Annotated in this window: 22 protein-coding genes; 2 read left to right on the top strand and 20 right to left on the bottom strand. The window is 48.9% G+C overall.

Features of this window, described 5'->3' with window-relative positions; all coding sequences use genetic code 11:
• Positions 1-2: 2 nt before the first annotated feature.
• The 6 genes from OGY01_RS11790 to proB all read right to left on the bottom strand — a co-directional run bounded on the left by OGY01_RS11790 (position 3) and on the right by proB (position 7,835).
• On the bottom strand, positions 3-2,495 hold the full coding sequence (locus OGY01_RS11790) for a CS1-pili formation C-terminal domain-containing protein (RefSeq protein ID WP_200013301.1): 2,493 nt from the start codon (positions 2,493-2,495) through the stop codon (positions 3-5).
• Between the two features lie 58 nt (positions 2,496-2,553).
• A complete protein-coding gene (locus tag OGY01_RS11785; RefSeq protein WP_045440260.1) occupies positions 2,554-3,231 on the bottom strand; it encodes an EcpB family pilus assembly chaperone in 678 nt (225 codons plus the stop codon).
• 52 nt (positions 3,232-3,283) lie between these two features.
• A complete protein-coding gene (ecpA, locus tag OGY01_RS11780) occupies positions 3,284-3,871 on the bottom strand; it encodes a common pilus major fimbrillin subunit EcpA (RefSeq protein ID WP_045440258.1) in 588 nt (195 codons plus the stop codon).
• 595 nt (positions 3,872-4,466) lie between these two features.
• The gene (locus tag OGY01_RS11775) at positions 4,467-5,186 is read right to left on the bottom strand and encodes a Crp/Fnr family transcriptional regulator (RefSeq protein ID WP_045440256.1); all 720 of its coding nucleotides are present in this window, start codon (positions 5,184-5,186) and stop codon (positions 4,467-4,469) included.
• Positions 5,187-5,466: 280 nt separating this feature from the next.
• On the bottom strand, positions 5,467-6,720 hold the full coding sequence (gene proA, locus OGY01_RS11770) for a glutamate-5-semialdehyde dehydrogenase (RefSeq protein ID WP_286493139.1): 1,254 nt from the start codon (positions 6,718-6,720) through the stop codon (positions 5,467-5,469).
• A gap of 11 nt (positions 6,721-6,731) precedes the next feature.
• Complete coding sequence (proB, locus tag OGY01_RS11765) at positions 6,732-7,835, bottom strand: glutamate 5-kinase (RefSeq protein ID WP_045440251.1); 1,104 nt, start codon at positions 7,833-7,835, stop codon at positions 6,732-6,734.
• A gap of 290 nt (positions 7,836-8,125) precedes the next feature.
• Between proB and phoE the strand changes: the two genes are divergently transcribed.
• Positions 8,126-9,181 (top strand): phosphoporin PhoE, encoded by a 1,056-nt coding sequence (gene phoE / locus OGY01_RS11760; protein WP_045440249.1) that lies wholly within the window; start codon positions 8,126-8,128, stop codon positions 9,179-9,181.
• 56 nt (positions 9,182-9,237) lie between these two features.
• On the opposite strand, the gene crl is transcribed toward phoE, so the two are convergent.
• The 3 genes from crl to gpt all read right to left on the bottom strand — a co-directional run bounded on the left by crl (position 9,238) and on the right by gpt (position 11,500).
• Entirely contained in the window at positions 9,238-9,639 is a 402-nt protein-coding gene (crl, locus tag OGY01_RS11755) for a sigma factor-binding protein Crl (protein ID WP_045440244.1), read from the bottom strand.
• A gap of 57 nt (positions 9,640-9,696) precedes the next feature.
• A complete protein-coding gene (gene frsA, locus OGY01_RS11750) occupies positions 9,697-10,941 on the bottom strand; it encodes an esterase FrsA (RefSeq protein ID WP_045440242.1) in 1,245 nt (414 codons plus the stop codon).
• 100 nt (positions 10,942-11,041) lie between these two features.
• The gene (gene gpt / locus OGY01_RS11745) at positions 11,042-11,500 is read right to left on the bottom strand and encodes a xanthine phosphoribosyltransferase (protein ID WP_003031380.1); all 459 of its coding nucleotides are present in this window, start codon (positions 11,498-11,500) and stop codon (positions 11,042-11,044) included.
• Positions 11,501-11,761: 261 nt separating this feature from the next.
• On the opposite strand from gpt, the gene pepD reads away from it, so the two are divergent.
• Positions 11,762-13,219, top strand: a complete 1,458-nt coding sequence (gene pepD / locus OGY01_RS11740) for a cytosol nonspecific dipeptidase (RefSeq protein WP_286493138.1) — start codon at positions 11,762-11,764, stop codon at positions 13,217-13,219.
• 60 nt (positions 13,220-13,279) lie between these two features.
• Here the strand turns inward: pepD and dinB are convergent, their stop codons facing one another.
• From dinB to lafA, 11 genes are all read right to left on the bottom strand, one after another.
• Positions 13,280-14,335, bottom strand: a complete 1,056-nt coding sequence (dinB, locus tag OGY01_RS11735; protein WP_045440234.1) for a DNA polymerase IV — start codon at positions 14,333-14,335, stop codon at positions 13,280-13,282.
• A gap of 78 nt (positions 14,336-14,413) precedes the next feature.
• On the bottom strand, positions 14,414-15,061 hold the full coding sequence (locus OGY01_RS11730) for a DNA primase (protein ID WP_286493137.1): 648 nt from the start codon (positions 15,059-15,061) through the stop codon (positions 14,414-14,416).
• 53 nt (positions 15,062-15,114) lie between these two features.
• Positions 15,115-16,113: a putative lateral flagellar export/assembly protein LafU gene (gene lafU / locus OGY01_RS11725; protein WP_045440228.1), complete on the bottom strand. Its 999-nt coding sequence runs from the start codon at positions 16,111-16,113 to the stop codon at positions 15,115-15,117.
• 2 nt (positions 16,114-16,115) lie between these two features.
• On the bottom strand, positions 16,116-16,979 hold the full coding sequence (gene motA, locus OGY01_RS11720; RefSeq protein ID WP_045440225.1) for a flagellar motor stator protein MotA: 864 nt from the start codon (positions 16,977-16,979) through the stop codon (positions 16,116-16,118).
• Between the two features lie 29 nt (positions 16,980-17,008).
• On the bottom strand, positions 17,009-17,725 hold the full coding sequence (locus OGY01_RS11715; protein WP_045440222.1) for a FliA/WhiG family RNA polymerase sigma factor: 717 nt from the start codon (positions 17,723-17,725) through the stop codon (positions 17,009-17,011).
• Positions 17,726-17,745: 20 nt separating this feature from the next.
• Positions 17,746-18,216: a flagellar basal body-associated FliL family protein gene (locus OGY01_RS11710; RefSeq protein ID WP_286493136.1), complete on the bottom strand. Its 471-nt coding sequence runs from the start codon at positions 18,214-18,216 to the stop codon at positions 17,746-17,748.
• A gap of 7 nt (positions 18,217-18,223) precedes the next feature.
• Positions 18,224-19,402: a flagellar hook-length control protein FliK gene (locus OGY01_RS11705; RefSeq protein WP_286493135.1), complete on the bottom strand. Its 1,179-nt coding sequence runs from the start codon at positions 19,400-19,402 to the stop codon at positions 18,224-18,226.
• Positions 19,399-19,716 carry a flagellar protein FliT gene (locus OGY01_RS11700; RefSeq protein ID WP_200041924.1) on the bottom strand — a complete coding sequence of 106 codons (318 nt, stop codon included), beginning with the start codon at positions 19,714-19,716 and terminating at the stop codon, positions 19,399-19,401. The genes OGY01_RS11705 and OGY01_RS11700 overlap by 4 nt, the downstream gene beginning before the upstream one ends.
• A 4-nt stretch (positions 19,717-19,720) precedes the next feature.
• Positions 19,721-20,113 (bottom strand): flagellar export chaperone FliS, encoded by a 393-nt coding sequence (gene fliS, locus OGY01_RS11695; protein ID WP_045440209.1) that lies wholly within the window; start codon positions 20,111-20,113, stop codon positions 19,721-19,723.
• Between the two features lie 33 nt (positions 20,114-20,146).
• Positions 20,147-21,448 (bottom strand): flagellar filament capping protein FliD, encoded by a 1,302-nt coding sequence (fliD, locus tag OGY01_RS11690; protein ID WP_286493133.1) that lies wholly within the window; start codon positions 21,446-21,448, stop codon positions 20,147-20,149.
• 201 nt (positions 21,449-21,649) lie between these two features.
• Entirely contained in the window at positions 21,650-22,555 is a 906-nt protein-coding gene (gene lafA, locus OGY01_RS11685) for a lateral flagellin LafA (RefSeq protein ID WP_045440205.1), read from the bottom strand.
• Between the last annotated feature and the right edge of the window lie 161 nt (positions 22,556-22,716).

Below are 22,716 nucleotides of genomic sequence, written 5' to 3'. Positions count from 1 at the left end.
TATTACCTCTGCGCCATCGTGGTTTGCGTTGCACATTTCACATCACCAACCCACGCTGCACCGCGTGTTTTTTCCAAATCGAGATCGGCTTCGCATATGCTGCCATTGGCTGAAATTAACGTAATGACCGGATACTTCTTATCGATATCGATAGCAAACTCACCCTTTTCATCCGTACGCGTTTTACCGATGTGGTTATGGATATCGGTATTTGCAGCCAACTGCCCATCGGGGTAACGAATACGCCCGAATACGGTGACCATGCTTTTCACTTCAGGGTTGATAACACCCACGTTGCCCGGATATAGCGTCAGTTCCTGCTTACGCCCTGAAACAATATCGAAGCTATCTTCAGAGTTTTTATCATTGAGGATCTCCAGCTTGTACCGAGCATAAGGCGGCAGTGCAATGAAATTTGATTTGCCGCTGAGAATATAATTACGGTTATTAATCTTCGCAGCCAGTTTCCCCTCGCCGGTCAAATCTGTTTTCACAATGACGCCAGACCGCTGCCTCTCTTTACTCAGACCAAAATCTTTACCTGCCCACGCCAGGGAACCTTGAGAAGAGAAGTTCATATTGGTGGAGTTGTCTGCGGAACGCGTTACCGATACGGTGCCTGCGTTATATTTCGTGTCATAACTCAGATTCCCGTTTATAGAGTAATTGTTATCGTAATACTGTTCACCACTCAGACGTGTTGATGCCGACAATCCGACCGATTTGATGGGGCCTTCAGCATACTGCTTTCGTGCACTGAGATTACCCTGGGTGCTGCCATAGCGATCCCGGGAGACCCCCATGCTCAACCACGAAGCCAACGGTAACGATAAATCCAGGCTGACATAACGTTCCTGACGTCCATCGTCATTTCGGTTGTTGTAGTAATAGCGTTGAATACCTGCACGTAACCCAACCGAGGCATATCTGCCAGAATAAAGGGTTGTGCTGTAGTCCAGGTTACGGTATTTATTTCCCGAGTAACGATTCTCCGTCTGACTAACAGTAAGCGAGCCTCCATGAGGAATAAACTTTCCGAGGTTAAGAGTTCCACCAATGGAATAATTGTCACGCTCCTGCATGGGCAGACGATCGCCAATTTTACTATCTTCACGAGATGCCCAAAGAGAACCATATCCCTCAGGTACATTGAGATTGATGTTACTGATGTTTCGCCATGACGAATCGTTCGCCACCAGCGTCTGATTGCCAATGCTTACGTATTCATTCACATTGAGCGTGACGTCCGTTTCATTGACCATATTATTGTCAAAGCCGTAGATCGTCGATTTCAGACCTAATCCCGACAATATCGCCAGCGTCACCGATGCAGCCCCTCCGGCAATCCAGGTCTGCTCACTGCCCAAATCCCGATAATGGTTACGTTTATAGCTCACACGGTCGTAATCCAGTGAGCCACCAAAAATCTGCCATGAGAGCTGATCAATTCCGGCAGCTTGTTGGCGTGCAAAGATTTTATTAACCCGGCTAATACGACTATTAATTGTCCGGCCATTAACCACGATATCTACCGTGACGTCATAAACACCATACGGAAAACGACTGGTATCAATTTCATAGCTGCCCATATTAAAGTTCTGTACGCTGAGCAAACGCCCGTCACGGAATACATGAACTTCACCAGCTGCTGGCAAAAATACGGTGATCGGTGTGAGCGAAAGCGCGGTATTTTCTACAACGGTACTTCCTTTGTTTCCGTAGCTCACGCCATAAATTTTACCGCCATTAAGCGCATTCAGGCTGGCAATCGACTGGACATTCCAGGTGTCCAGCATCCCTAGCGCCAGTCGATACCCTTCATAATCGCGCTCATACATCGCACGGTATAGTTTACTGGTACCATTGCTGTCACCTATGCCGTAGAACGAACCATTAATGTTGATATGGTGTTCACGCAGCGATGTTGTGTTGTCCATCGTCAGATAGCTGCGGGTACTGCTGCCGTTACGATAATCGTTGTAGTAAGAACCAAAGTTATAGTTCAGGACGTTAGAGAGAGAGTCCACGCTGGAAGGTCCAAGCAGACTGCTTCGCGCGACAATCGCTTCAGTTAAGGCATCTTTGCTGACAATCATCTCCAGGTGAAATGAAGAGACATTGAGTTGCAGGCGCGCGTCATCTGATAGCTCTATATTCGTGTTATCATGAAATTTCACATCACGAATTTTTTCCACCATCGCGCGTGTTTTTCCAGATAACACCGCATTATTAGGCAATTCAGCGAGAGTCAGAGCTTTTACTGTAATATTGCCATCAACAAGCGAAATCACCGCATCGGCAATTTTTTGCTGACTTTTCTCGTCAGTCTCGTTGTAACGAATATATACCGGCACCGTCATTCCCTGCTCCAGTGAACGGGCGAAAGCGCTGGGAATAACGTAATTGCCCACTTTTACTGGGGCTGCATGTGAAAATCCTGGTGTCAGCGCAAGAAAAAAACAAATGCTACCGCCGACAATATTTGTTGTTGTCATATGCATCCTTACATTCCGGTATTTTTATTTATCCCGTACAGATGGCTGCTATTGACCATCACTTCACTGTAATAAACTGCTTACCGTGCCAGATACCGATGCGTGAACGACTATTGCTAATGTCGGTAAACTGTAATTTTATTTTCGTACCAGGCATAATGTAATAACGTTCGCGACAGCCTCGCCCCTGATCACGAGCCTTATCCTTACAAGCCCCATAGGCGATCACGCGAAACGAAACATTGCCAGTATTGGTAATAACGTCGCCATTTCGGCTATATTCAAAATGTTCTTTTCGCGGAGCGACCACCAGGATAGTGCCAATTTCAGCTGACGCTGTTGCAACAGCCATTTTATTTGCCCGAGTTTCCGCGCTCTCGGTCACCGGTTCATCTACCCATTGCAGACGATAATAACGCTCAATATCATCTGCTGGCCCTTTATAAAAAAAGCGAAACACATCCTTCGCCTGACCAGGAAGAATTAGATTGGCTGGTGTAGAGAGTAATTCTCCGGAATTAACAGGTTTTATTTCGACACCACCCGCCAAAGGAGATGACAATTGTTTTACCGAAACGCTGACATAACGTGCCGAGTCTGTCGTATTGGTAATTTCTTTCGATAATGAACTCTCAGCAGAAGTCATTATCGATGTGATTTCACCGACATTAATTGCCCATCCGGGAAAAGATGCTACTAACCCTACCAACATTGCTGCCGGTAAATATTTTTTCATGACACCATTCCTGATAAATTCGGGAGAAAAAATTCTCCCGAATTTTTATTGCTTAGGCAGCCGGAGTCGTCCAGGTTGCATTGAACTGTACTTTTACATCACCAGTCCAATAACCGTCCGGCAGTTCAGAGTAATCCGTTACCTGCGTACTACCATTGGAAGTCGCTGACGCGATGGTGAATTTGAAGTTGGATTGATCGCTGACACGGGCGGTGCCGTTATAAGCACCATCAGCCATCAGGCTTTCAAGACCAGAAGTTGAGCTGGAGTTTACCAGGACAGTATCTGATGCATTAGTCAGCGCGGTGCCATTCCATGCCACCCCTACGTTCAGTGTAGAAGCATCACCACTGGCGTTGGTCAGAGTGTTGCTAATGATCTGAGCTGTCAGCTCAAAATCAGTTGCCGTCTCCTGACCCTGAATGGTCACATCAAAAGCACCGTCTTGAGAGTTGAAAGCATTCAGTCCTTCAGCATACTGGAAAGTCAAAGAGTTCAGCGGGGTGACAACCAACATGCTGGTGGTATCTTTTGTTGCCGTCGCGTCCCACGAGGCCGTTGCAGAAGCAGTAACATCTGCCATTGCATTTGCCGCAACAAATACAGAAGCCAGAGAGGTTACTAATAATAATTTTTTCATTTTTATCTTCTCCTAAGAACAAACTCACCACCGAGTCTTATTATTAAGTCACTCCAGCGGTTCCATTAATTGCGAGCCAGAATTGCCGCGCCAAAAAATTATCAGTTGAATCAAATAACATCTCAACAAACCCTGAAACGCAAAATTACAAAAAAAATAAGAATTTTCCCGCAAAAAAACTCTCTAAGAAGTTTCCTAAGACATAATTACTCATAACACACCAAATTTCAGAATTATCATCCGAGAAAATAAGAAATGCCAAACAATTTATCTTTTTTATATTTTTGATAAATATCAAAAAGATCATACAAATATAATCCCATCAAAATCCTTACAAAACATAAAGATAATTAACACCTCCATGCTTTCTCTATAATGCTTATTATTTGTTGCAATTATGCTAAATTTTTAACCCAACAAGAAAATTCTCATGAAATATTTAGATGAGGGGGAATATTCTTATAAAAAAGACGATAACCTGTAGGATTAGTATTCGAATTGATAATTATTTCACAAAAATAAAACTAGGAATTTTCCATATAAATAGAATATTCCTAGTGTATCAAGAGATAAATAATGCCCGGCGAAGAGAGATTTAGCTAAAACCTTTTAAACCCAGATAACTATTTATTGTTACTGTGCGTACCCGATGTAAGGTAATCAAATTTTGTTGTTCGAGTGATTTTAATGAGCGGCTGACAGTTTCAATTTTTAGATCGAGATAGCTGGCAATTTCCTCCCGAGAGAATGGCAACTTAAGCGTCGTTTCTGGCCTGCCAATCCGTAAATGCATCTCGTAAAACTCCACCAGGAAAGCAGCAATTCTGGCCTCGGCGTGTTTATTTGCGTAACGCCGCCTTTTATCAACAATGAATCCATTATCCCTGCAGAGAAACTTGATTACTGCCGCAGCAACTGAAGTGTCCTTTTCTGCTACCTTGAACAACCGCGCAATATCAATATGGCATACCTCTGCAGCCGTTGCGGCCTTGATAGTTGTCAAATACGTTCTGCCTTCAACAGCATCCAGCGCCATAATATCTCCCGGAACATAAAAGCGACTGATAAAAACGTTATCGCCACATTCCACGCTGGACTTGCAGTACCCCTCATGAATAACAAAAAACATGTCCGCAGCTTCATCCTGCCGAGCAATTGTGTCACCCGCTTTAAACTTCCTTCTTTTGTCTATTAATCTATATTCATTATCACGATCAATCGCCGATCCCTTTGGACACAGCGAGCAATGGCGGGGGGGAAACGGGTTGCCGAGCGGCACAACAGGAATGCTATGTTTGTGAATATCCGATTTCACGCAACAACTCCTCATAAAAATGAGACTGATTCTAATAGATCGGACCATGGAAACAATACATGAACCGCAGGTCAGGAAAATTCATGCCTGCGCGAGAAAATTCTGTGAAATATTACCTTTCTGACACAGAGGAGAGCATGGATAAAAATCCGTCTGGATGGGATGATTAATAAAATGCAGAACTGAAAACAAATGCGGGTTAGGGGTAAAAGGTAAAACTAACCGGGCGATGCATTAACCTTGCGAATCAAACGCCTATTTTTGCATCACCCGGTTTCAATTACGCACGAATCGTGTCGTCACCAAAGCCTACCCACTTGTATGTGGTCAGAGCTTCCAGCCCCATCGGGCCACGCGCGTGTAATTTTTGCGTACTTACGGCGACTTCTGCGCCCAGTCCAAACTGGCCACCGTCGGTGAAACGGGTAGAGGCGTTAACATACACAGCGGAAGAGTCCACTTCATTAACGAAACGATCGGCATTACGCAGGGTTCGCGTCAGGATCGCATCGGAATGCTGAGTACCGTGCTCACGGATATGGGCGATGGCATCATCCAGATCGGTAACGATTTTCACGTTCAGATCCAGCGACAGAAATTCATCATCGTACTCTTGCGCTTTTACCGCCACCACGTTGGCAGGTCCCGCTTGCAGTGATGCCAGCGCCGCCTCGTCTGCATGTAACGTCACACCGCTTTCCGCCATCTGCTTGCTCAGCGCAGGCAGAAAACGTTCAGCGATATTCTGATGCACCAGCAGCGTTTCAACGGTATTACAGGTGCTTGGACGCTGGGTTTTAGCATTAACAATAATCTTCAGCGCCGGTGCTATCTCAGCGCTATCATCAACATAGATATGACAGACACCAATTCCGCCAGTGATTACCGGGATCGTCGACTGCTCGCGACATAGTTTGTGCAAGCCCGCGCCACCGCGAGGGATCAGCATATCGATATACTTATCCATACGCAGCATTTCAGTGACCAGAGCACGATCCGGGTTATCAATCGACTGTACGGCCGCCGCCGGTAAGCCACAGGCTTCCAGCGCCTTCTGAATCACCGCGACGGTCGCCGCATTAGTACGGTAAGTCTCTTTTCCGCCACGCAGGATCGCCGCATTGCCTGTTTTCAGGCACAGAGAGGCCACATCAACCGTCACGTTAGGACGAGCTTCATAAATCACGCCAATTACGCCCAGAGGAACGCGGCGGCGCTCCAGACGCAGGCCGCTATCCAGCAGACCACCATCCATCACCTGCCCTACCAGGTCTGCGAGATTACAGACCTGGCGTACGTCGTCAGCGATCGCTTTCAGACGCGCGGGAGTCAACGCCAGGCGGTCAAGCATCGCCTCGCTCAGACCGTTTTCACGTGCCTGATCGACATCCTGCTTGTTCGCACTGAGGATGCTTTCCGTTTGTGCTTCCAGTTCATCAGCAATTTTTTCCAGCACGCGGTTTTTTTCGCGGCTGGAGAGTAGCGCCAGTTTGTATGACGCTGCTTTGGCAGCAATGCCCATTTTTTCCAGCATATGCCTGCTCCTTAACGGGTGATCATATCATCGCGATGGACGGCAACCGGGCCGTATTCATAGCCAAGAATCGCGTCAATCTGTTGTGAGTGGTGTCCGGCAATACGGCGTAGCGCGTCGCTGTTATAGCGGGTAACTCCGTGGGCAATATCACGCCCTTCGAGATTGCAGATACGAATCACTTCACCACGAGAAAAGTTACCTGTCACGCTTTTAATACCTTTTGGCAGTAATGAACTACCGCGCTCCAGAATGGCTGAGGTTGCGCCTTCATCGACGGTAATTTCCCCAGCAGGTGGAGCACCAAAAATCCAGCGCTTACGGTTCTCCAGCGGAGAGGCCTGGGCATGAAAACGTGTGCCGACGGAAATACCTTCCATCACATCGCCAATGACGCCAGGCTTGCTGCCCGCGGCAATAATGGTATCGATGCCGGCGCGGCAGGCAACGTCTGCAGCCTGGAGCTTAGTGCCCATGCCGCCCGTTCCCAGACCAGAAACACTGTCCCCGGCAATGGCACGCAGCGCATCATCAATGCCGTGAACATCTTTAATCAGTTCTGCCTGCGGGTTGGTACGTGGGTCAGCAGTAAACAGCCCCTGCTGATCGGTGAGCAGCAGCAGCTTATCGGCCCCGGCCAGAATCGCCGCCAGCGCCGAGAGGTTGTCATTGTCACCGACTTTAATTTCCGCGGTAGCTACAGCGTCATTCTCATTGATGACGGGAACAATGTTGTTATCCAGCAACGCGCGCAACGTATCGCGGGCGTTAAGGAAACGCTCTCTGTCTTCCATATCCGCACGCGTCAGCAGCATCTGCCCGATATGGATACCGTAAATCGAAAACAGCTGTTCCCACAGTTGAATCAATCGGCTTTGCCCTACCGCCGCCAACAACTGTTTAGAAGCAATGGTTGCCGGGAGTTCTGGATAACCAAGATGCTCACGTCCGGCGGCAATAGCGCCCGAGGTAACGATAACAATACGATGCCCTGCGGCATGTAACTGCGCACACTGGCGAACCAGTTCTACGATGTGGGCACGGTTCAGACGGCGCGATCCGCCTGTTAACACACTGGTGCCAAGTTTTACCACCAGCGTCTGGCTGTCACTCATGATTCTCTGCCATTCAAAATTGGGGAAAATGATATCAAACGAACGTTTTAGCAGGACTGGCCCCGGTTGCCAACAACCAGCGCACAAAGCATGAAATTTTATTGCGCAGGATCAGCAAGCGTAGCGGCAGACTTTGACGCATTTATTACAGAAATAAAAAAACATCCTTTTTTAAAAATATTCTTACTTTGTCATAAAACGTTCATTCCCGGACGATAAAAACCATCCTGTTTTTAAACGGGGATCACACCCAGAAAAATTTAAGCGCGTACTTTAAATCAGGAATGAAAATGAAAAAGAGCACTCTGGCATTAGTGGTGATGGGTATTGTTGCATCGGCATCTGTACAGGCAGCAGAAATCTATAACAAGAACGGGAATAAACTGGATTTGTATGGCAAGGTTAAAGCCATGCACTACATGACGGATTATGACAGCAAAGACGGCGATCAGAGCTATATCCGTTTAGGTTTTAAAGGCGAAACGCAAATTAACGATCAACTGACGGGTTATGGTCGTTGGGAAGCAGAGTTCGCGGGCAATAAAGCCGAAAGCGATTCAAACCAGCAAAAAACGCGTCTGGCCTTCGCCGGTCTGAAATTAAAAAATCTCGGTTCCTTTGATTATGGCCGTAACCTGGGCGCGCTGTACGACGTAGAAGCGTGGACGGATATGTTCCCGGAATTCGGTGGCGACTCTTCCGCGCAGACCGATAACTTCATGACCAAGCGCGCCAGCGGCCTGGCGACTTACCGTAACACCGACTTCTTCGGCGTTGTAGATGGTCTGGATCTCACCCTGCAATACCAGGGTAAAAACCAGGACCGCGATGTGAAGAAACAAAACGGTGATGGTTTTGGTACTTCTGTGACCTACGACTTTGGCGGCAGCGATTTCGCTATCAGCGGCGCTTACACCAATTCCGATCGTACGAATCAGCAAAATCTGCAAAGCCGCGGGACAGGTGATAAAGCGGAAGCCTGGGCCACGGGCTTAAAATATGATGCCAACGATATTTATATTGCGACAATGTATTCTGAAACACGCAATATGACACCTATTTCCGGTGGCTTTGCCAACAAAACACAAAACTTCGAAGCGGTTGTCCAGTATCAATTTGACTTTGGTCTGCGTCCGTCACTAGGTTATGTGTTGTCGAAAGGCAAAGATATTGAAGGCGTAGGCAATGAAGATCTGGTGAATTATATCGATGTTGGTGCAACATATTATTTCAACAAAAATATGTCGGCATTTGTTGATTATAAAATCAACCAGCTGGATAGCGATAATAAGCTGGCCATCAACAACGATGATATCGTCGCGGTGGGTATGACCTACCAGTTCTGATATAGCATAAAAAATGCCGGATGGGGTTGCGCCGCCATCCGGCATTTTACTGTTCATTATGCCGTTAATTTAACCGGTTCATCCTTAAAATCGTCAGCAGGTTCCAGCGCCAGATTCAGCGACGTTAACAGCCCACGCAATTTTTCATGGAACTCACGCAAGGTGTATTCCAGCCGCTCTACCACTTCAGTCTCTTTAATCGGCACGGCAGTCCAGTTGCCGTCTTTATCAAACAAACCAAACTGGTAGCTGTACGTAAAGCGTTTTTCCTGTGCCTCCAGCTCCATCCACCAGCCCCAGAATTCACGTTTCTCCGGTGCGGGTTTCACGTTGACGCAAACAGCCAGACAATCGAAAAAAAACCGATTATCTTCGCACTGCCCTTCCCGGATGTACGGGCCAAGCGCGGTGAATTTCTTGATCAATCTACTTTTCGGGTGCCCACTCGGTAACGTCATTGCGATCTCCTTAGGTGAAGCAACTGTTTTACCAAATCAATAAAATTTAGCAATCTATTAACACAATCTATGATTGATCCACCCGGTTATTTCTTGCAACGCTTTGTCAAAATTCCGATACACCGGATTGAACGGGATCTCCAGTAGCTTACCGTCAGAAGATGAAGATGCGATTAAGCGAGACTCCTCTTCCGGGCTGAACGGATCGTTTTTCCAGAATCCCGAAAGCATCGGCGTTGGGCAGCGTCTTCCCAGCAGGCCTTGTACTTTTAATGAATAGCGATTTAGCTCAACCCGCAGCGCTTCATCTGAGGCATCGTGCATACCCAGGCGACTGGCCAACACGTCAAGATACATTTCAGGAACAGAAGCCTGACGCTGTGGGTCACTGAGCAGCGCATGAACCACCGGCCCAAGGCAGGCCACCGCTTTCAGGCGCGAAGGTTCAAGATACGCCAAGCGTACTGCCACGTTAGCGCCAAAGCGAAAACCAAACGCAGCTACACGGGTATGATCCACCCACGGAATATTAGGCAGTGCTTTTAAAACATGCTGATGAAGCAGACTGGAATCCTGTGTCAGTTTCCATTTAGATGAGAATCCGACCGAAGGCATGTCCAGCGTCAGCATCGCAATACCACGTGGGGCGAAATAGCGCTCATACAGGGTGTAGTAGTCCGTTTGCATTGAATCCAGACCACCACACATCAATACGGTCGGGAACGGACCGTCACCTTTTGGCATATGTAAAAATGCCGTGATGGGCGCGCCGCCAGTGACGGCAAATTCCATTTCACGCAGTGTGCCGGGCAAGCGCTGAGCTGCCTCTTCATAGGCGCGATTCGCGAGGGCCTGAGCTTGTTCTGCCAGCTCGTCGCCTTTCAGGTGCGGATAAGCAGCAATGTTGTACAGCGTGGATGCGTGCAACCAGTGGCGTCCGCTAATTTGTGGGTCCTGTTCCTGGGCAGCTTTTTGTTGCCAGTCCATCGCCTGCTTTGCCCACTCATATATCCAGTTCCCACCACGGTAACCAATTACCGTGTCGTAGAGCTCTTTATCCGTGCGCTCCGCTTCGCTCATGACGATGCGAGCCTGCACTTCAAGGATTTCACGCGGATCGACACCACGCCAGATCCACATCAGACGGTTAACCATGCGATACCAGTGCGGGATTGTTTTTCCATCCAGAGCAGATTGCACGGACGGCTGCGCACCGTGATTAAAACGACGAACAAGCGTTGACGTTTCAGGGTGTTTGAAGCGGGGTTTAAACAGAACTTCGCTGAGGTTAGCCTGTGACATTCTTGCGGCCTCCATGAATACTCACTAAGGCGCATTGTAACCTGATGGGGCTTAATAAAGAACAACGCCCGGCATGGCCAGGCGTTGAAAGCGTTATTGATTAGCGACCAGAAATTGGCGGGACGAACACCACGCCCATATCCCACGGTTGCTCAATCCAGGTATCCTGAGGGATATCAACTACATAATCATTCACCAGCGGGCGGCCTGCTGGTTTAGCGAAGATGGTGACGAAATGTGCTTTAGGGTACATTTCGCGAATGGCAACGGCGGTACCACCGGTGTCAACGAGGTCATCAATAACGATGAAACCTTCACCGTCACCTTCGGCACGCTTCAGCACTTTCAGTTCGCGCTGGTTATCGTGATCGTAGCTGGAGATACATACGGTATCAACATGACGAATACCCAATTCACGCGCCAGCAATGCGCCCGGCACCAGACCACCACGGCTAACGGCAATGATGCCTTTCCATTGTTCAGAAGGCATCAGGCGGCTCGCCAGTTTACGTGCATGAATTTGCAACATGTCCCAGGTGACGACGTATTTTTCGCTCATGTGAAGTGTCCCAGCCTGTTTATCTACGGCTTAAAAAGTGTTCGAGGGGGAAATAGGTTGCGCGAGATTATAGAGATCTGACGCACTAAAAACCAGTGTTTAGCGGAATCCACGCCTCTTTTTGCATGCTTTATACTACCCGCGAGCAGAGAAAGTGGTATTCTCAATCGCATCTCGCAAGCCTGACTTGTGGTGTTTTTAATTCTGCTAACCCTGTGGCCTGCAAGTCAATTTTGTAGGACATCGCCAAGGAGACTCAACGTGTCTGAACTGTCTCAATTATCTCCACAACCGCTGTGGGATATTTTTGCTAAAATCTGTTCTATTCCTCATCCGTCCTATCATGAAGAGCAGCTCGCTGAACACATTCTGAGCTGGGCCAAAGAGAAAGGTTTTCACGTCGAGCGCGATCAGGTCGGTAATATCCTGATTCGTAAACCCGCTACCGCAGGAATGGAAAACCGCAAGCCGGTCGTTCTGCAGGCGCACCTGGATATGGTGCCGCAGAAAAACAACGACACCGTCCACGACTTCACTAAAGATCCTATCCAGCCTTATATCGACGGCGAATGGGTGAAAGCCCGCGGCACCACTCTGGGTGCAGATAACGGTATCGGTATGGCCTCTGCGCTGGCGGTTCTGGCTGATGACAATGTCGTCCATGGCCCGCTGGAAGTTCTGCTGACCATGACTGAAGAAGCAGGTATGGACGGCGCGTTTGGTCTGCAAGCTAACTGGCTGCAGGCAGACATTCTGATCAACACCGACTCCGAAGAAGAAGGTGAGATCTACATGGGTTGCGCCGGGGGGATCGACTTTACCTCTAACCTGCCGCTATCTCGTGAAGCCATTCCAGCTGGTTTCCAGAGCTTTAAGCTGACGTTAAAAGGTCTGAAGGGTGGTCACTCCGGTGGCGAAATTCACGTTGGCCTCGGTAATGCTAACAAGCTGCTGGTACGTTTCCTGGCAGGCCACGCTGAAGAGCTGGATCTGCGTCTGGTTGATTTCAACGGCGGTACGCTGCGTAACGCGATTCCACGTGAAGCCTTTGCTACCCTCGCCGTTGCCGCAGATAAAGTCGATGCGTTAAAAGCGCTGGTGAACACTTATCAGGACGTACTGAAAAACGAACTGGCAGCAAAAGAGAAGAATCTGGCTCTGTTGCTGGATGCTGTTGCCAATGATAAAGCCGCGCTGACTGCTCAGTCTCGCGATACCTTTGTTCGCCTGCTGAACGCCACACCAAACGGTGTGATCCGTAATTCAGATGTGGCGAAAGGCGTTGTGGAAACCTCCCTGAACGTCGGCGTTGTCACTATGACTGACGATAACGTGCAGATTCACTGCCTGGTTCGCTCGCTGATCGACAGCGGTAAAGACTATGTCGTGAGTATGCTGGATTCTCTGGGCAAGCTGGCTGGTGCAAAAACCGAAGCCAAAGGCGCGTATCCTGGCTGGCAACCGGACGCTAACTCCCCAGTGATGCATCTGGTGCGTGAAACCTATCAGCGTCTGTTCAACAAGACGCCGAACATCCAGATTATCCACGCAGGTCTGGAATGCGGTCTGTTCAAGAAACCGTATCCGGATATGGACATGGTGTCCATCGGGCCAACCATCACCGGTCCGCACTCCCCGGATGAACAGGTTCATATTGAAAGCGTCGGCCATTACTGGACGCTGCTGACTGAGCTGTTGAAATCTATTCCGGCGAAATAACTCTCTGTAATACATTGCCGGATGGCGGCGTTAACGCCTCTGTCCGGCAAATAATCCAGGTTAGAGTCCTAACAACAGTTGTCTCTCGAGCTGCGGATCCAGCAGCGTCACGTGTAATCCCACCAGCCGAACTCCCCGCCCTCCCCGACGCTCATCCCAGGTTTTACGCGCGGTTGCAATTAAATCGTCTTTATTTAAGCGCGGCCAGACGTGTTCCTGCGTCGTCTGCTGAAAATCATTAAACTTTAATTTAATGCCCTGGCGAGCGATGAAGAGATCCGGCTTCACTTTCGCCAGACGTCGTTCCAGTTCCGGGTAAAGCCGTTCGATGATCGCCTCGCACTCTGGCCACTCATGAATGTCTTCCGCGAGGGTACGCTCGACGCCAACTGACTTACGCATTCTGTCATTGCTGACATCCCGTTCGTCAATCCCCTGGCTGCGCTCCCACAGCACCCGACCAAATTTACCAAAACGCTTAAGCAATATGGCCAGATCGCATTTTTGTACATCCTCGCAGGTGCGCAACCCCATGGCTTCGAGCTTTGCAGCAGAAACTTTCCCGACGCCAGGAATTTTCCCCAGGGGTAACGTTCTGATGAATTCAGGGACATCCGCAGGGGTTATCACATATTGCCCGTTGGGTTTATTCAAATCTGAGGCGATTTTGGCCAGGAACTTAACCGGTGCAATCCCCGCCGAGGCGGTGAGTTGTAACTCATTAAAAATCGTCTGGCGTATCTCGTGGGCAATCAGCGTGGCGGAGCCGTGACAATGGGTGCTGTCGGTCACATCCAGGTAGGCTTCATCCAGGGAAAGAGGCTCGATGAGTGAGGTGTAGCGCGAAAAGATAGCCTGGATCTGGCTGGAGGCTTCTTTATAAGCCTCATAGCGCCCAGGCAATAAGGTGAGATGCGGACACAATTTTAGCGCCATTCCTGTGGGCATCGCACTGCGTACACCAAATTTCCTCGCCGGGTAATTAGCCGTACTGATGACCCCTCTGCGTTCACGGCTCCCACCGATAGCAATGGGAATATCACGCAGGGCGGGGTTATCGCGCATTTCCACCGCCGCGAAAAAGCAGTCCATATCGACATGTATGATTTTGCGCATAACTCGCCTCCCACAACACTGTTTAAGTATACAGTATTTTTGTATCGTGAGAAGTATGAATCTGCCTTACGCGGGGGATTACGCTGGCTCCGGTTCATTCATGACAAAGCGAGCGTCACACAGGTAACGTACAACGTCTTTCGGCGCATGATCCGCGGGATTGCCCGCCAAACTGACAAACAGCTTATTCACTTTTCTGACATTTGCCCGCAGGATCCTCTCAATGGTCATCTGATGAAATGCCTCATCTTCGATGCAAAAAAGCTCGTAGTCGCCCAACCGTTCGCCACAAATTTCACAATGATTCATCCAGTAGCGAAGCCCGGTTGTTTTACTCTTATCCAGATAGTAATTGCTGGCCTTGATGTTCTTTTTTATCTCATCAGGCAGAGAATTAATATGGAAGAGAAACGTATTGCGCCGCACAGACTGCCAGCCTTTACCATCCTGATTTTGTTTAATAAAGCGGGTAAACATCACTCCATGAATACGCGTTGGCTGGTGGCAGCTCCAACAGTGCATCTTCGATGTAATCACCAGGCAGTAAGGTGCCACGATATTAAAAGCATCAGTATCGTAAGCATAACCACGGAGTGCCTCATTCAGCTGACGAGGTTCGGTGTACCAGATACCGGAAACATTGTCGAAATGCGCCCCCTGACGAGTAACATCAATATTACTATCGGTCGGAATATCTAAGGGAATTAAATCGGTTACAGCAATCATGCGACTCTCTTGAGAAAAAATGCCCCCACGTTGCGTGGGAGCAGAGAACAGAATTAATGAGGTACAGAAACGGGTTGTTGACTCAAGGAAGTCACCTGCTTTTGCTTATCCAGCTTGTCCACCAGCGGTTGCACCACCTTCTCTCCATGCTGACCAAAATACTGATACAGCGTGTCGGAAGCGCTTTGCGTCAACACCATGATCTCAATGCGGCGGTTACCTGCGCTCTCTGGATTATTCGCATCCAGCAGCATTTGATCCGCCATTGCACTGACCTGCATGACTTTATCCTGAGGCATTCCGGCATCTTCCAGAACACGACGGGCCGACAATGCGCGATCGCCAGAAAGATTCCAGTTGTTATAGATGTTGCTCTTATAACTCATCGCATCCGTATGTCCGGTAATGATGATCCTGTTATCCAGCGAATCAAATACAGGAGCAAGCTCAACCAGCAATGATTTAAAGAACGGCATAATTTTCGCACTGCCGCGTTCAAACATATTCCGGTTCTGGTCATCTTTAATCAGCACCCGCAACCCCTGGGGAACGATCTCCATTTCCAGATTGGTTTCCATATGTGCATTGCGGGCAATAGCATTGATGTTGGTCGCCAGTTCACCGAGTTCACGCGCCGATTTTTGCTTCAGTAATACCGTTTTCTCATTTACATCCAGCGCCTTTTTGGCGTTTTCTTCTGTGACCTTCGCGGTCTCTTGCGGATGCGTGGTTTTATCAAGTTTGTTTGGCGTGACGTTTTTCTTCTGGGCACCCGGCGCAATCGGCTGTTTACCCAGTTTGTTTAACGGTGCCATACCGCCACCATTAAAAATTGACTGACCGTGTAGTGCCGCCACGATATTTTCACGATCGGCCTTACTGACGCTGTTCACAATCCACAGCGTCATAAAGAGCGCCATCATCGCCAGCGTGAAGTCAGCAAATGCCACCTTCCATGCGCCGCCATGATGACCTGCATGATTCTTTTTAATTTGTCGCCGGATAATAGTGGTCTTTGCACCGCGGTCACGACGATTTGGCCCCTTCCCCATGCTTATTCTTGCTCCAGCATCGCATTGACCCATGCATCCAGATTGGCAAATGTGGGTTTAGAAGCCAGGTGAAGGAGTTTACGACCCGCATCTACGGCCAGCAGAGTCGGTTTACCGCCCGCCTGCGCCACCAACACGGTACGCACACATTCCAGCAGAGAATGCTCTGCACGGGCCTGTTGTTCCATAGCGTTCGCCAGCGGATCCATCAGGCAGTAGCAGATGAATACCCCTAAAAAGGTCCCCACCAGCGCGGCGGCAACTTTCAGACCGATTAGTGCGATAGATCCATCGATAGACTGCATGGTGATGATAATCCCCAGCACCGCCGCACAAATACCAAAACCAGGCATCGCCTCTGCGGTACGCTGTAGTGAACGCGAGGGGGTTAACAGAGACTCTTCCGCCGTATCCAGCTCCTGATCAAGAATGCCTTCCAGTTCATGGGCATCAATTTTTCCCATAGCCATCAGGCGGAAGTTATCCGCAATAAATGTCACCAGGCGTTTTTGTGTCAGCACCAGCGGGTATTTTTGAAAGATGGTACTTTCTTCCGGCTGTTCTATATGCTGATCCAGCATACGCAGCCCACCGTTTTGTACCATTTCCAGCAGTTCATACAGGCACATCAGTAACTGGCGCTGAAACTCCGGCCCCATTTTCTTTTTACTGATCACCCCTTTAATTTGGTGGATGATCTCTTTAAGCACATGCATCGGGTTACCAATAATCATGGCCCCCAAACCCGCCCCGATAATAATGATAATTTCCGCCGGTTGCCAAATAGCAATTAACTGCCCACCAGCTTCAAAATAACCACCAAATACACAGCCTAAAATGACCAATAGACCAAAAATCTTTTGCATTACATCCTCCGCATCGCGATGCGTAATTGTTAATCTTGGTATAAACAATCACGAATCTTCTGCGTGATTTTTTTATTCATTTGACAAATTCGGGCTTCCGTCAGCCCCAACACCAGCGCAATCTCTTTTAAATTCATATCGTGCTGGTAATACATTGAGAGCACGAGGCCCTCTTTTTCACTGAGTTGTCTCAGGGCATGGCTCAACATTTCCTGAGTAACAATTTGTTCCTCAAGCCCCCGCCCTTCGAGCGTGACAACTGACATGTCACCACTCAATAATTCATCCAGACTGGCCAGTGTTTCTGCACCTTCCAGCTGTTGGTATTCTTGATAATCTTCTGACGACAATCCCAACTGTGAGAGCTCTTCCCACCCAGGCTCGTGTCCGAGTTGTTTGCGCGCATCACGAATCAGATCTTTAATCTGATGGTATTTCTGTCGTAACTGGCGAGGACGCCAGTCGAGGCTGCGTAGTTCATCCAGAATTGCCCCACGTATGCGATGTACGGCATATCCGGCAAAGCCTTCATCAGGCATACCGTAGCGACGAATTGCATTCAGCAACCCCATCAGCGCCGTTTGCTCCATATCCTGCCTGTCGATAACGCAGGTACATTGCGGCGCAAGTTGCCGCACGACTTTGCGTACCAGTGGAAGATAAGCCTGTAAATAATGACTCTCTTCCTGTGGCGTGAGCACGGGTGTCGCATTAAAATCTTCTGATTCGTAAGCTTCCTGTATCATTTTATTTCCTGGCTTGCCGTTTATTGAAACACGACTTTTTTCACCAGAATATCCTTATACAGTGCAGCCATTTTTCGGGTTGTTAATTCTTTTTTCAACGTATTAGAAACCATCGTCCTGATTTCTGATATTTTTAAAGAACGAATCTCTTCATATTTCATATTTGAAAGCTTATCGACAGTAATACTCTGATATAACGGTTCTTCTTTCTTTATTTTTTCAGCATCTTTGTCTGTATTCACAACCATAACTAATTCAGCCACCATGTAATGATCTTCACCTTCACTGTCATGAAGAGTGACCACCGTTTCAGGTAAGGAGACAAAAATACTGCTGGTATCATCAAGGCTATTTTCTGCTTCTGCGGCAGGATGTGTCGTCGCAGCTGTGGTTCCCTTTGCCATAAAATGATAAATACCCCACGCGGCTCCCCCCGCAATACCCAGAGCCACGACGGAACTGATTACACACGCGATAACAATTTTCTTCATTTTGCTTTTACACTTTGATCAAAACGGATTCATTCCGTTGAAATTGAGGTTCATTATTAAGGGTTAATGCCGACGTCACCTCATCCTGTTGATGACCTGACTGCTGTTGTTGCTGCCGCTGTTGCGATTGCCCTTCAGAGGAGACCTGCACATTCACTTCCATGAAGTTCTGCGCCGTCAGATGCTGACGTAAGTTCTCGCTAAATTGCTGCAACGAACGGCAGACATCACTCTGATTTGCGCCGATGTGAACCATCAGCTTTCCCGCATCCAGCTGTACGGCAATTTCCAGTTTGCCAAGTGATGGAGGGTCCAGACGAATGGTAGAAATTTGCTGCTGCTGACCTAATTGAAACTGAATCCGGTCTTTCAGCAGTGCCGTGAGTTTCTCCCCCAGTTCATCTGGCGACATTGCCACAGACTCAGAAATTTGCATCGGCGCCATGCTACGATCAGCAACAGCATTCGCTGGTTGATTCATCCGAGCGGACATATTGAGCAAGTTCTGGGCGGAGGTGGACTGACTCACATCACTGCTGCCACTTTTTTTTACCACCGCCATTGAGCGCGGAAGAGGAGCTTCCGCTGATTTCACTCGAGCAGTCATTTGCTGCGGGGAAGAGAGTGGCGGCTGTTCCGGAGAGATCGCACGTAAATCCTGGGCGGAAAACGTGCTCAGTTTTGCCTGCTGCTCAGGTGTTGCCTGCGGCATATCCTGGGTTAATGACGTCAACAACGCTTGTAGTTTAGGCGGAAGTGAGGAGAGATCTTTCACATTCTGCGCAACTGCTGCGGGTTTTTCCTGCTGCGCCATTGCGCTTGCCAGTTGCCGGGCGAGCGCCCCTTCTGTATTTCCGGATTGCACCTGCGACAGCATTTTCAACACGTCACCATCAGGTGGTTTCTGTGAAGCAGCGGGAACCGCCGTCTGAGCTGGATGCGCCAGCAGCATAGCCAGTAATGCCTGCATTGCTGCTGGGTTGGTATCATCGTGATGACGCTCAGCAGCAGACGCCTGCTGCTGGTTAACTTTTGCACCGAGCAGACGTTCCGCCACAGCGTTAAACCCCGCCTGTGGTAAAGTAAATGCGCTGCCGCTCCCGGAAGGTGCCGGGGCCGAAATAGAGGCCTTTTCGGGCGCGGCCTCTGCCAGCGCACTGGCCAGAGCCGCTAATACAGGGTTCATGCCTTCTCCGAAATTAAATTAACCATTGAATACGCCATCATCCCCTCCTGATTTTGCTGATGTTTATCCATACGCGTTTTGAGCTCTTCCGCACGTCGCTCACGGCGCTCAATCAGCGCTGAAAATGCCGCACGCATGTGATTTTTCACTTCATGCAGCGCTGTGACGTCTTGTTCCCATGCTTCATATTCATGAAAGACGCGCATCACTTGCTTATGCAGCGCGGGCAATCGTCGCCAGCGATTTTTGTCCAGAGCTTCGTTCATCGCATCGACCAGGGCATAGAGCTGCTGTTGCTGTTGCTCTCTTTCCATCGCCCTATCCAAGTTTGGCCGACAGACCTTCCCAGCCTGTGCGCAGATTGGTCAGAATCAGGATCACTTCATCAATTTTTTCCAATGACATTTCACCGCTGGCTTCATACAGACGGTAGACGCAATGGTCATAAAGGCGGGACAAATTCACCACCAGTTCGCCACCTGTTTCAAACTCCAGCGAACTGGTTAAGGCGTTGAGAATATCGATGCATTTATTGATGCTTTGCGCCTTCTTCTCGAAACGTTTGTTCTCGATGTGACTTTTAGCGCGCTCCAGTTCATCCATCAAACCGGAGAACAGCACCAGTACCAGCTCTAACGGTGAAGCGGCAGCCGTGCGGGCAGCAAGATCCATCTCTTTGTATTGCGAATAACCATCCTGCGTGTCGTACATGTTGACTCTCTATTCTTTTGCTAAACCAGTTGCTTACATAAACGCAGCCATACTCACTTTCATGGTGTACGTTTCAATCAGCGTATTGGTGTACTCTTCCAGGTAGCGGTCATAGTTGGTGTTATAGGTTTGAGTGAGCTGATCGCTTTCGTCCTGGATTTTGCCCTGCTGATCCTCAATATTATCCTCACGCATGGCGATAATACCGGTGCTGGAATCCAGGTAGCTTTCCATCAGGCTGTCCATCTGTGCGACCATGCTGTCGTCACCGACGAAGATAGAAGTCAGGCCATCCGGATTCTCTTCCATCGCTTCGTTAAACTTATCTGAGTCGACCTGTAAATGGCCGTCAGAATCCAGCGAAATGCCGTAATCCACGATCGACACACCGCCATAGTAAGCATGCGCTATGTCATCGAGTTGGCTCGTTAACGAACTGAGTCCTGCATCGCCCGCAAATACACCGGGATTTGAACCATTACCACCATTGCTGGTGAGTGAATTGACGGTATCGATAAGCGTGTTATAAGCATCTACAAAAGTTTGTACTTTTGCCTGCGAAGCGCTGGAGTCTTCCGCAATGGTAATAGTGGTAACATCACTGGGATCATCGGGATCGCTGGCTTCTGTGAAAGTCATGCTCACACCAGGGATCACATCATCAAAGGTATTGGTGCTGCTGGTTATGGTTTGCCCACTAGCTCCCCCCAGACAAATCACAGCATCTTGCGCTTTTGTCATCGCGGTGTCGGGGCTGGCAATGACGTTTCCATTCACGGTCGCCGTAAAGGCGCTATCCTCACCGGTACTGTCAGACGTCAGCATAATGGTTGTCTGACCGTCCGTTTTTACCAGCGCCGCCGAGACCCCAGGGTTATCATCGGAATTATTGATAGCATTCACCAGCCCGGTGGAATCGATCTTATTATCACCATCGCTATCAGCTGTAGAGAGATCGATCTCCATGGTGCTGCCATCTGCCATGGTCAGGTCAAACGTACCCGTTGCATCGTAGGTATTATCTGCCATCTGGAACGTTGACTGCTGCGCCTGAGCCAGTTGCTGAACATAAAACGAATACGTTCCCGCCTGCGCTTCTGAGTTCGCCGACACCGTTGCTGCATCATTATTTGTCGTCGCCGAAAAGGTCAGCGGACCGTCGGTATCACTGTTTAATGCATCAATGGCCGATTGAAAATCGGTTAAAGCCGTACTCAGCGAATCCAGCCCGCTACTTTCAGCGTCCAGTTGCGCCTGCTGTTGCATCAGGTTTGCACTTTGCGTGGCGATATCCGCATAGGCGGCAGCTTTCGCCATGGTTCTTGGGTTAATCATGAATAACTCCGTGCGACGTTATTGATACTTAAGCAAGAGGTGTGCCAATTTTACATTTCATTTAAAATCAACAAATTATTGAGCACGAGGAAATCAAATTTCCGCTGAGCGGGAAGCTTGCAGACCAACCCTCTGCCGCTGAAAGCACAACACCGCCAGTCGGCGGTGTTGTGATTGGCGCAATTTCACCACTGAACAGAATTACTGCAGCAGGCTGGACACCATGCTGGACATGCTGTTGGACTGCTTCAGCATGGTAATACCGGTTTGCATCAGCACCTGTTGTTGCGTCATGTTGGAGGCTTCCGTCGCGTAATCGGTATCCATAATGTTACCGATTGCCACTTCAGTGTTGTCCTGCATGCTGGTCAGGTTATTCGCAGTGTCGTTCAGACGGTTGATAGACGCACCCAACTTGGACTGAATTTTAGAAACGTCATCCATTGCAGTCTGAATGGTACCGATCATCGCGTTTGCAGAACCAGAAGTGGTCAGTTCAGTACCACCGGAAACACCCGTTGCACCCGACTGATCGGCGCCGAAAGAGGTGCTGACAGCGGTCAGGTCAGTTACCAGAGTGTCCAGCTGGCTGGAGATATCCACAGTCATGGTGTCAGAAGATTCAGCACCAACCTGGAAGGTCACTGCGCTCTGGAACAGACCAGAAGCACCGGTGTTGCTGCCAGAAGCTGTACCAAACAGGTTAGTACCGCCGTAGGTGGTGTTCTGCAGCATGTCGGACATCTGCTGACCCAGTTCATCAAACTCATCCTGCATAGCCTGCATGTCGTCAGCGTTGTATGTTCCGTTCGCTGCTTGCGTGGACAAGTCTTTCATACGACCCAGAACGTCGGTCATTTCATCAAACGTGCTATCTGCAGTTTGCAGCATTGCGGTTGCGTCCTGAATGTTGCTCAGCGCAACACCCATACCGCTTGACTGTGCAGTCAGACGGTTAGCAATTTGTTTGCCTGCGGCGTCATCTGCAGAAGAGTTAATACGGCTACCCGTCGCCAGGCGTTCCATAGAAGTAGACAGAGATGAACTACTTTTGTTGATTGCGTTAACAGCCGCCATTGATGCGGTATTGGTATTAATTGATAACATGGTACAGCTCCTTGGGAATAATCATCTTCGTTTCGATACCCTGTAAAAACGACCACCCGTTCAGAAAACTTAAAGCACCACATAAATTTTTTTTGCCGACATCATCATTAAGCATTCTGTGCTGTTGTTGTCAGCACTCAAAACCAAGACAAGCGCAAATT

This window comes from Citrobacter sp. Cm038 (assembly GCF_030333105.1).
Taxonomy (GTDB): Bacteria; Pseudomonadota; Gammaproteobacteria; order Enterobacterales; family Enterobacteriaceae; genus Citrobacter; species Citrobacter murliniae.
The sequence above is the reverse complement of the archived record's forward strand: the minus strand, read 5'-3'. Positions and strand labels throughout refer to the sequence as shown.

Excerpts from the sequence above, each read along its gene's own strand:
- OGY01_RS11790 (WP_200013301.1), bottom strand. The coding sequence starts at position 2,495 with ATGACAACAACAAATATTGTCGGCGGTAGCATTTGTTTTTTTCTTGCG.
- OGY01_RS11785 (WP_045440260.1), bottom strand. The coding sequence starts at position 3,231 with ATGAAAAAATATTTACCGGCAGCAATGTTGGTAGGGTTAGTAGCATCT.
- ecpA (WP_045440258.1), bottom strand. The coding sequence starts at position 3,871 with ATGAAAAAATTATTATTAGTAACCTCTCTGGCTTCTGTATTTGTTGCG.
- proA (WP_286493139.1), bottom strand. The coding sequence starts at position 6,720 with ATGCTGGAAAAAATGGGCATTGCTGCCAAAGCAGCGTCATACAAACTG.
- proB (WP_045440251.1), bottom strand. The coding sequence starts at position 7,835 with ATGAGTGACAGCCAGACGCTGGTGGTAAAACTTGGCACCAGTGTGTTA.
- phoE (WP_045440249.1), top strand. The coding sequence starts at position 8,126 with ATGAAAAAGAGCACTCTGGCATTAGTGGTGATGGGTATTGTTGCATCG.
- crl (WP_045440244.1), bottom strand. The coding sequence starts at position 9,639 with ATGACGTTACCGAGTGGGCACCCGAAAAGTAGATTGATCAAGAAATTC.
- frsA (WP_045440242.1), bottom strand. The coding sequence starts at position 10,941 with ATGTCACAGGCTAACCTCAGCGAAGTTCTGTTTAAACCCCGCTTCAAA.
- gpt (WP_003031380.1), bottom strand. The coding sequence starts at position 11,500 with ATGAGCGAAAAATACGTCGTCACCTGGGACATGTTGCAAATTCATGCA.
- dinB (WP_045440234.1), bottom strand. The coding sequence starts at position 14,335 with ATGCGCAAAATCATACATGTCGATATGGACTGCTTTTTCGCGGCGGTG.
- OGY01_RS11730 (WP_286493137.1), bottom strand. The coding sequence starts at position 15,061 with ATGATTGCTGTAACCGATTTAATTCCCTTAGATATTCCGACCGATAGT.
- lafU (WP_045440228.1), bottom strand. The coding sequence starts at position 16,113 with ATGGGGAAGGGGCCAAATCGTCGTGACCGCGGTGCAAAGACCACTATT.
- motA (WP_045440225.1), bottom strand. The coding sequence starts at position 16,979 with ATGCAAAAGATTTTTGGTCTATTGGTCATTTTAGGCTGTGTATTTGGT.
- OGY01_RS11715 (WP_045440222.1), bottom strand. The coding sequence starts at position 17,725 with ATGATACAGGAAGCTTACGAATCAGAAGATTTTAATGCGACACCCGTG.
- OGY01_RS11710 (WP_286493136.1), bottom strand. The coding sequence starts at position 18,216 with ATGAAGAAAATTGTTATCGCGTGTGTAATCAGTTCCGTCGTGGCTCTG.
- OGY01_RS11705 (WP_286493135.1), bottom strand. The coding sequence starts at position 19,402 with ATGAACCCTGTATTAGCGGCTCTGGCCAGTGCGCTGGCAGAGGCCGCG.
- OGY01_RS11700 (WP_200041924.1), bottom strand. The coding sequence starts at position 19,716 with ATGGAAAGAGAGCAACAGCAACAGCAGCTCTATGCCCTGGTCGATGCG.
- fliS (WP_045440209.1), bottom strand. The coding sequence starts at position 20,113 with ATGTACGACACGCAGGATGGTTATTCGCAATACAAAGAGATGGATCTT.
- fliD (WP_286493133.1), bottom strand. The coding sequence starts at position 21,448 with ATGATTAACCCAAGAACCATGGCGAAAGCTGCCGCCTATGCGGATATC.
- lafA (WP_045440205.1), bottom strand. The coding sequence starts at position 22,555 with ATGTTATCAATTAATACCAATACCGCATCAATGGCGGCTGTTAACGCA.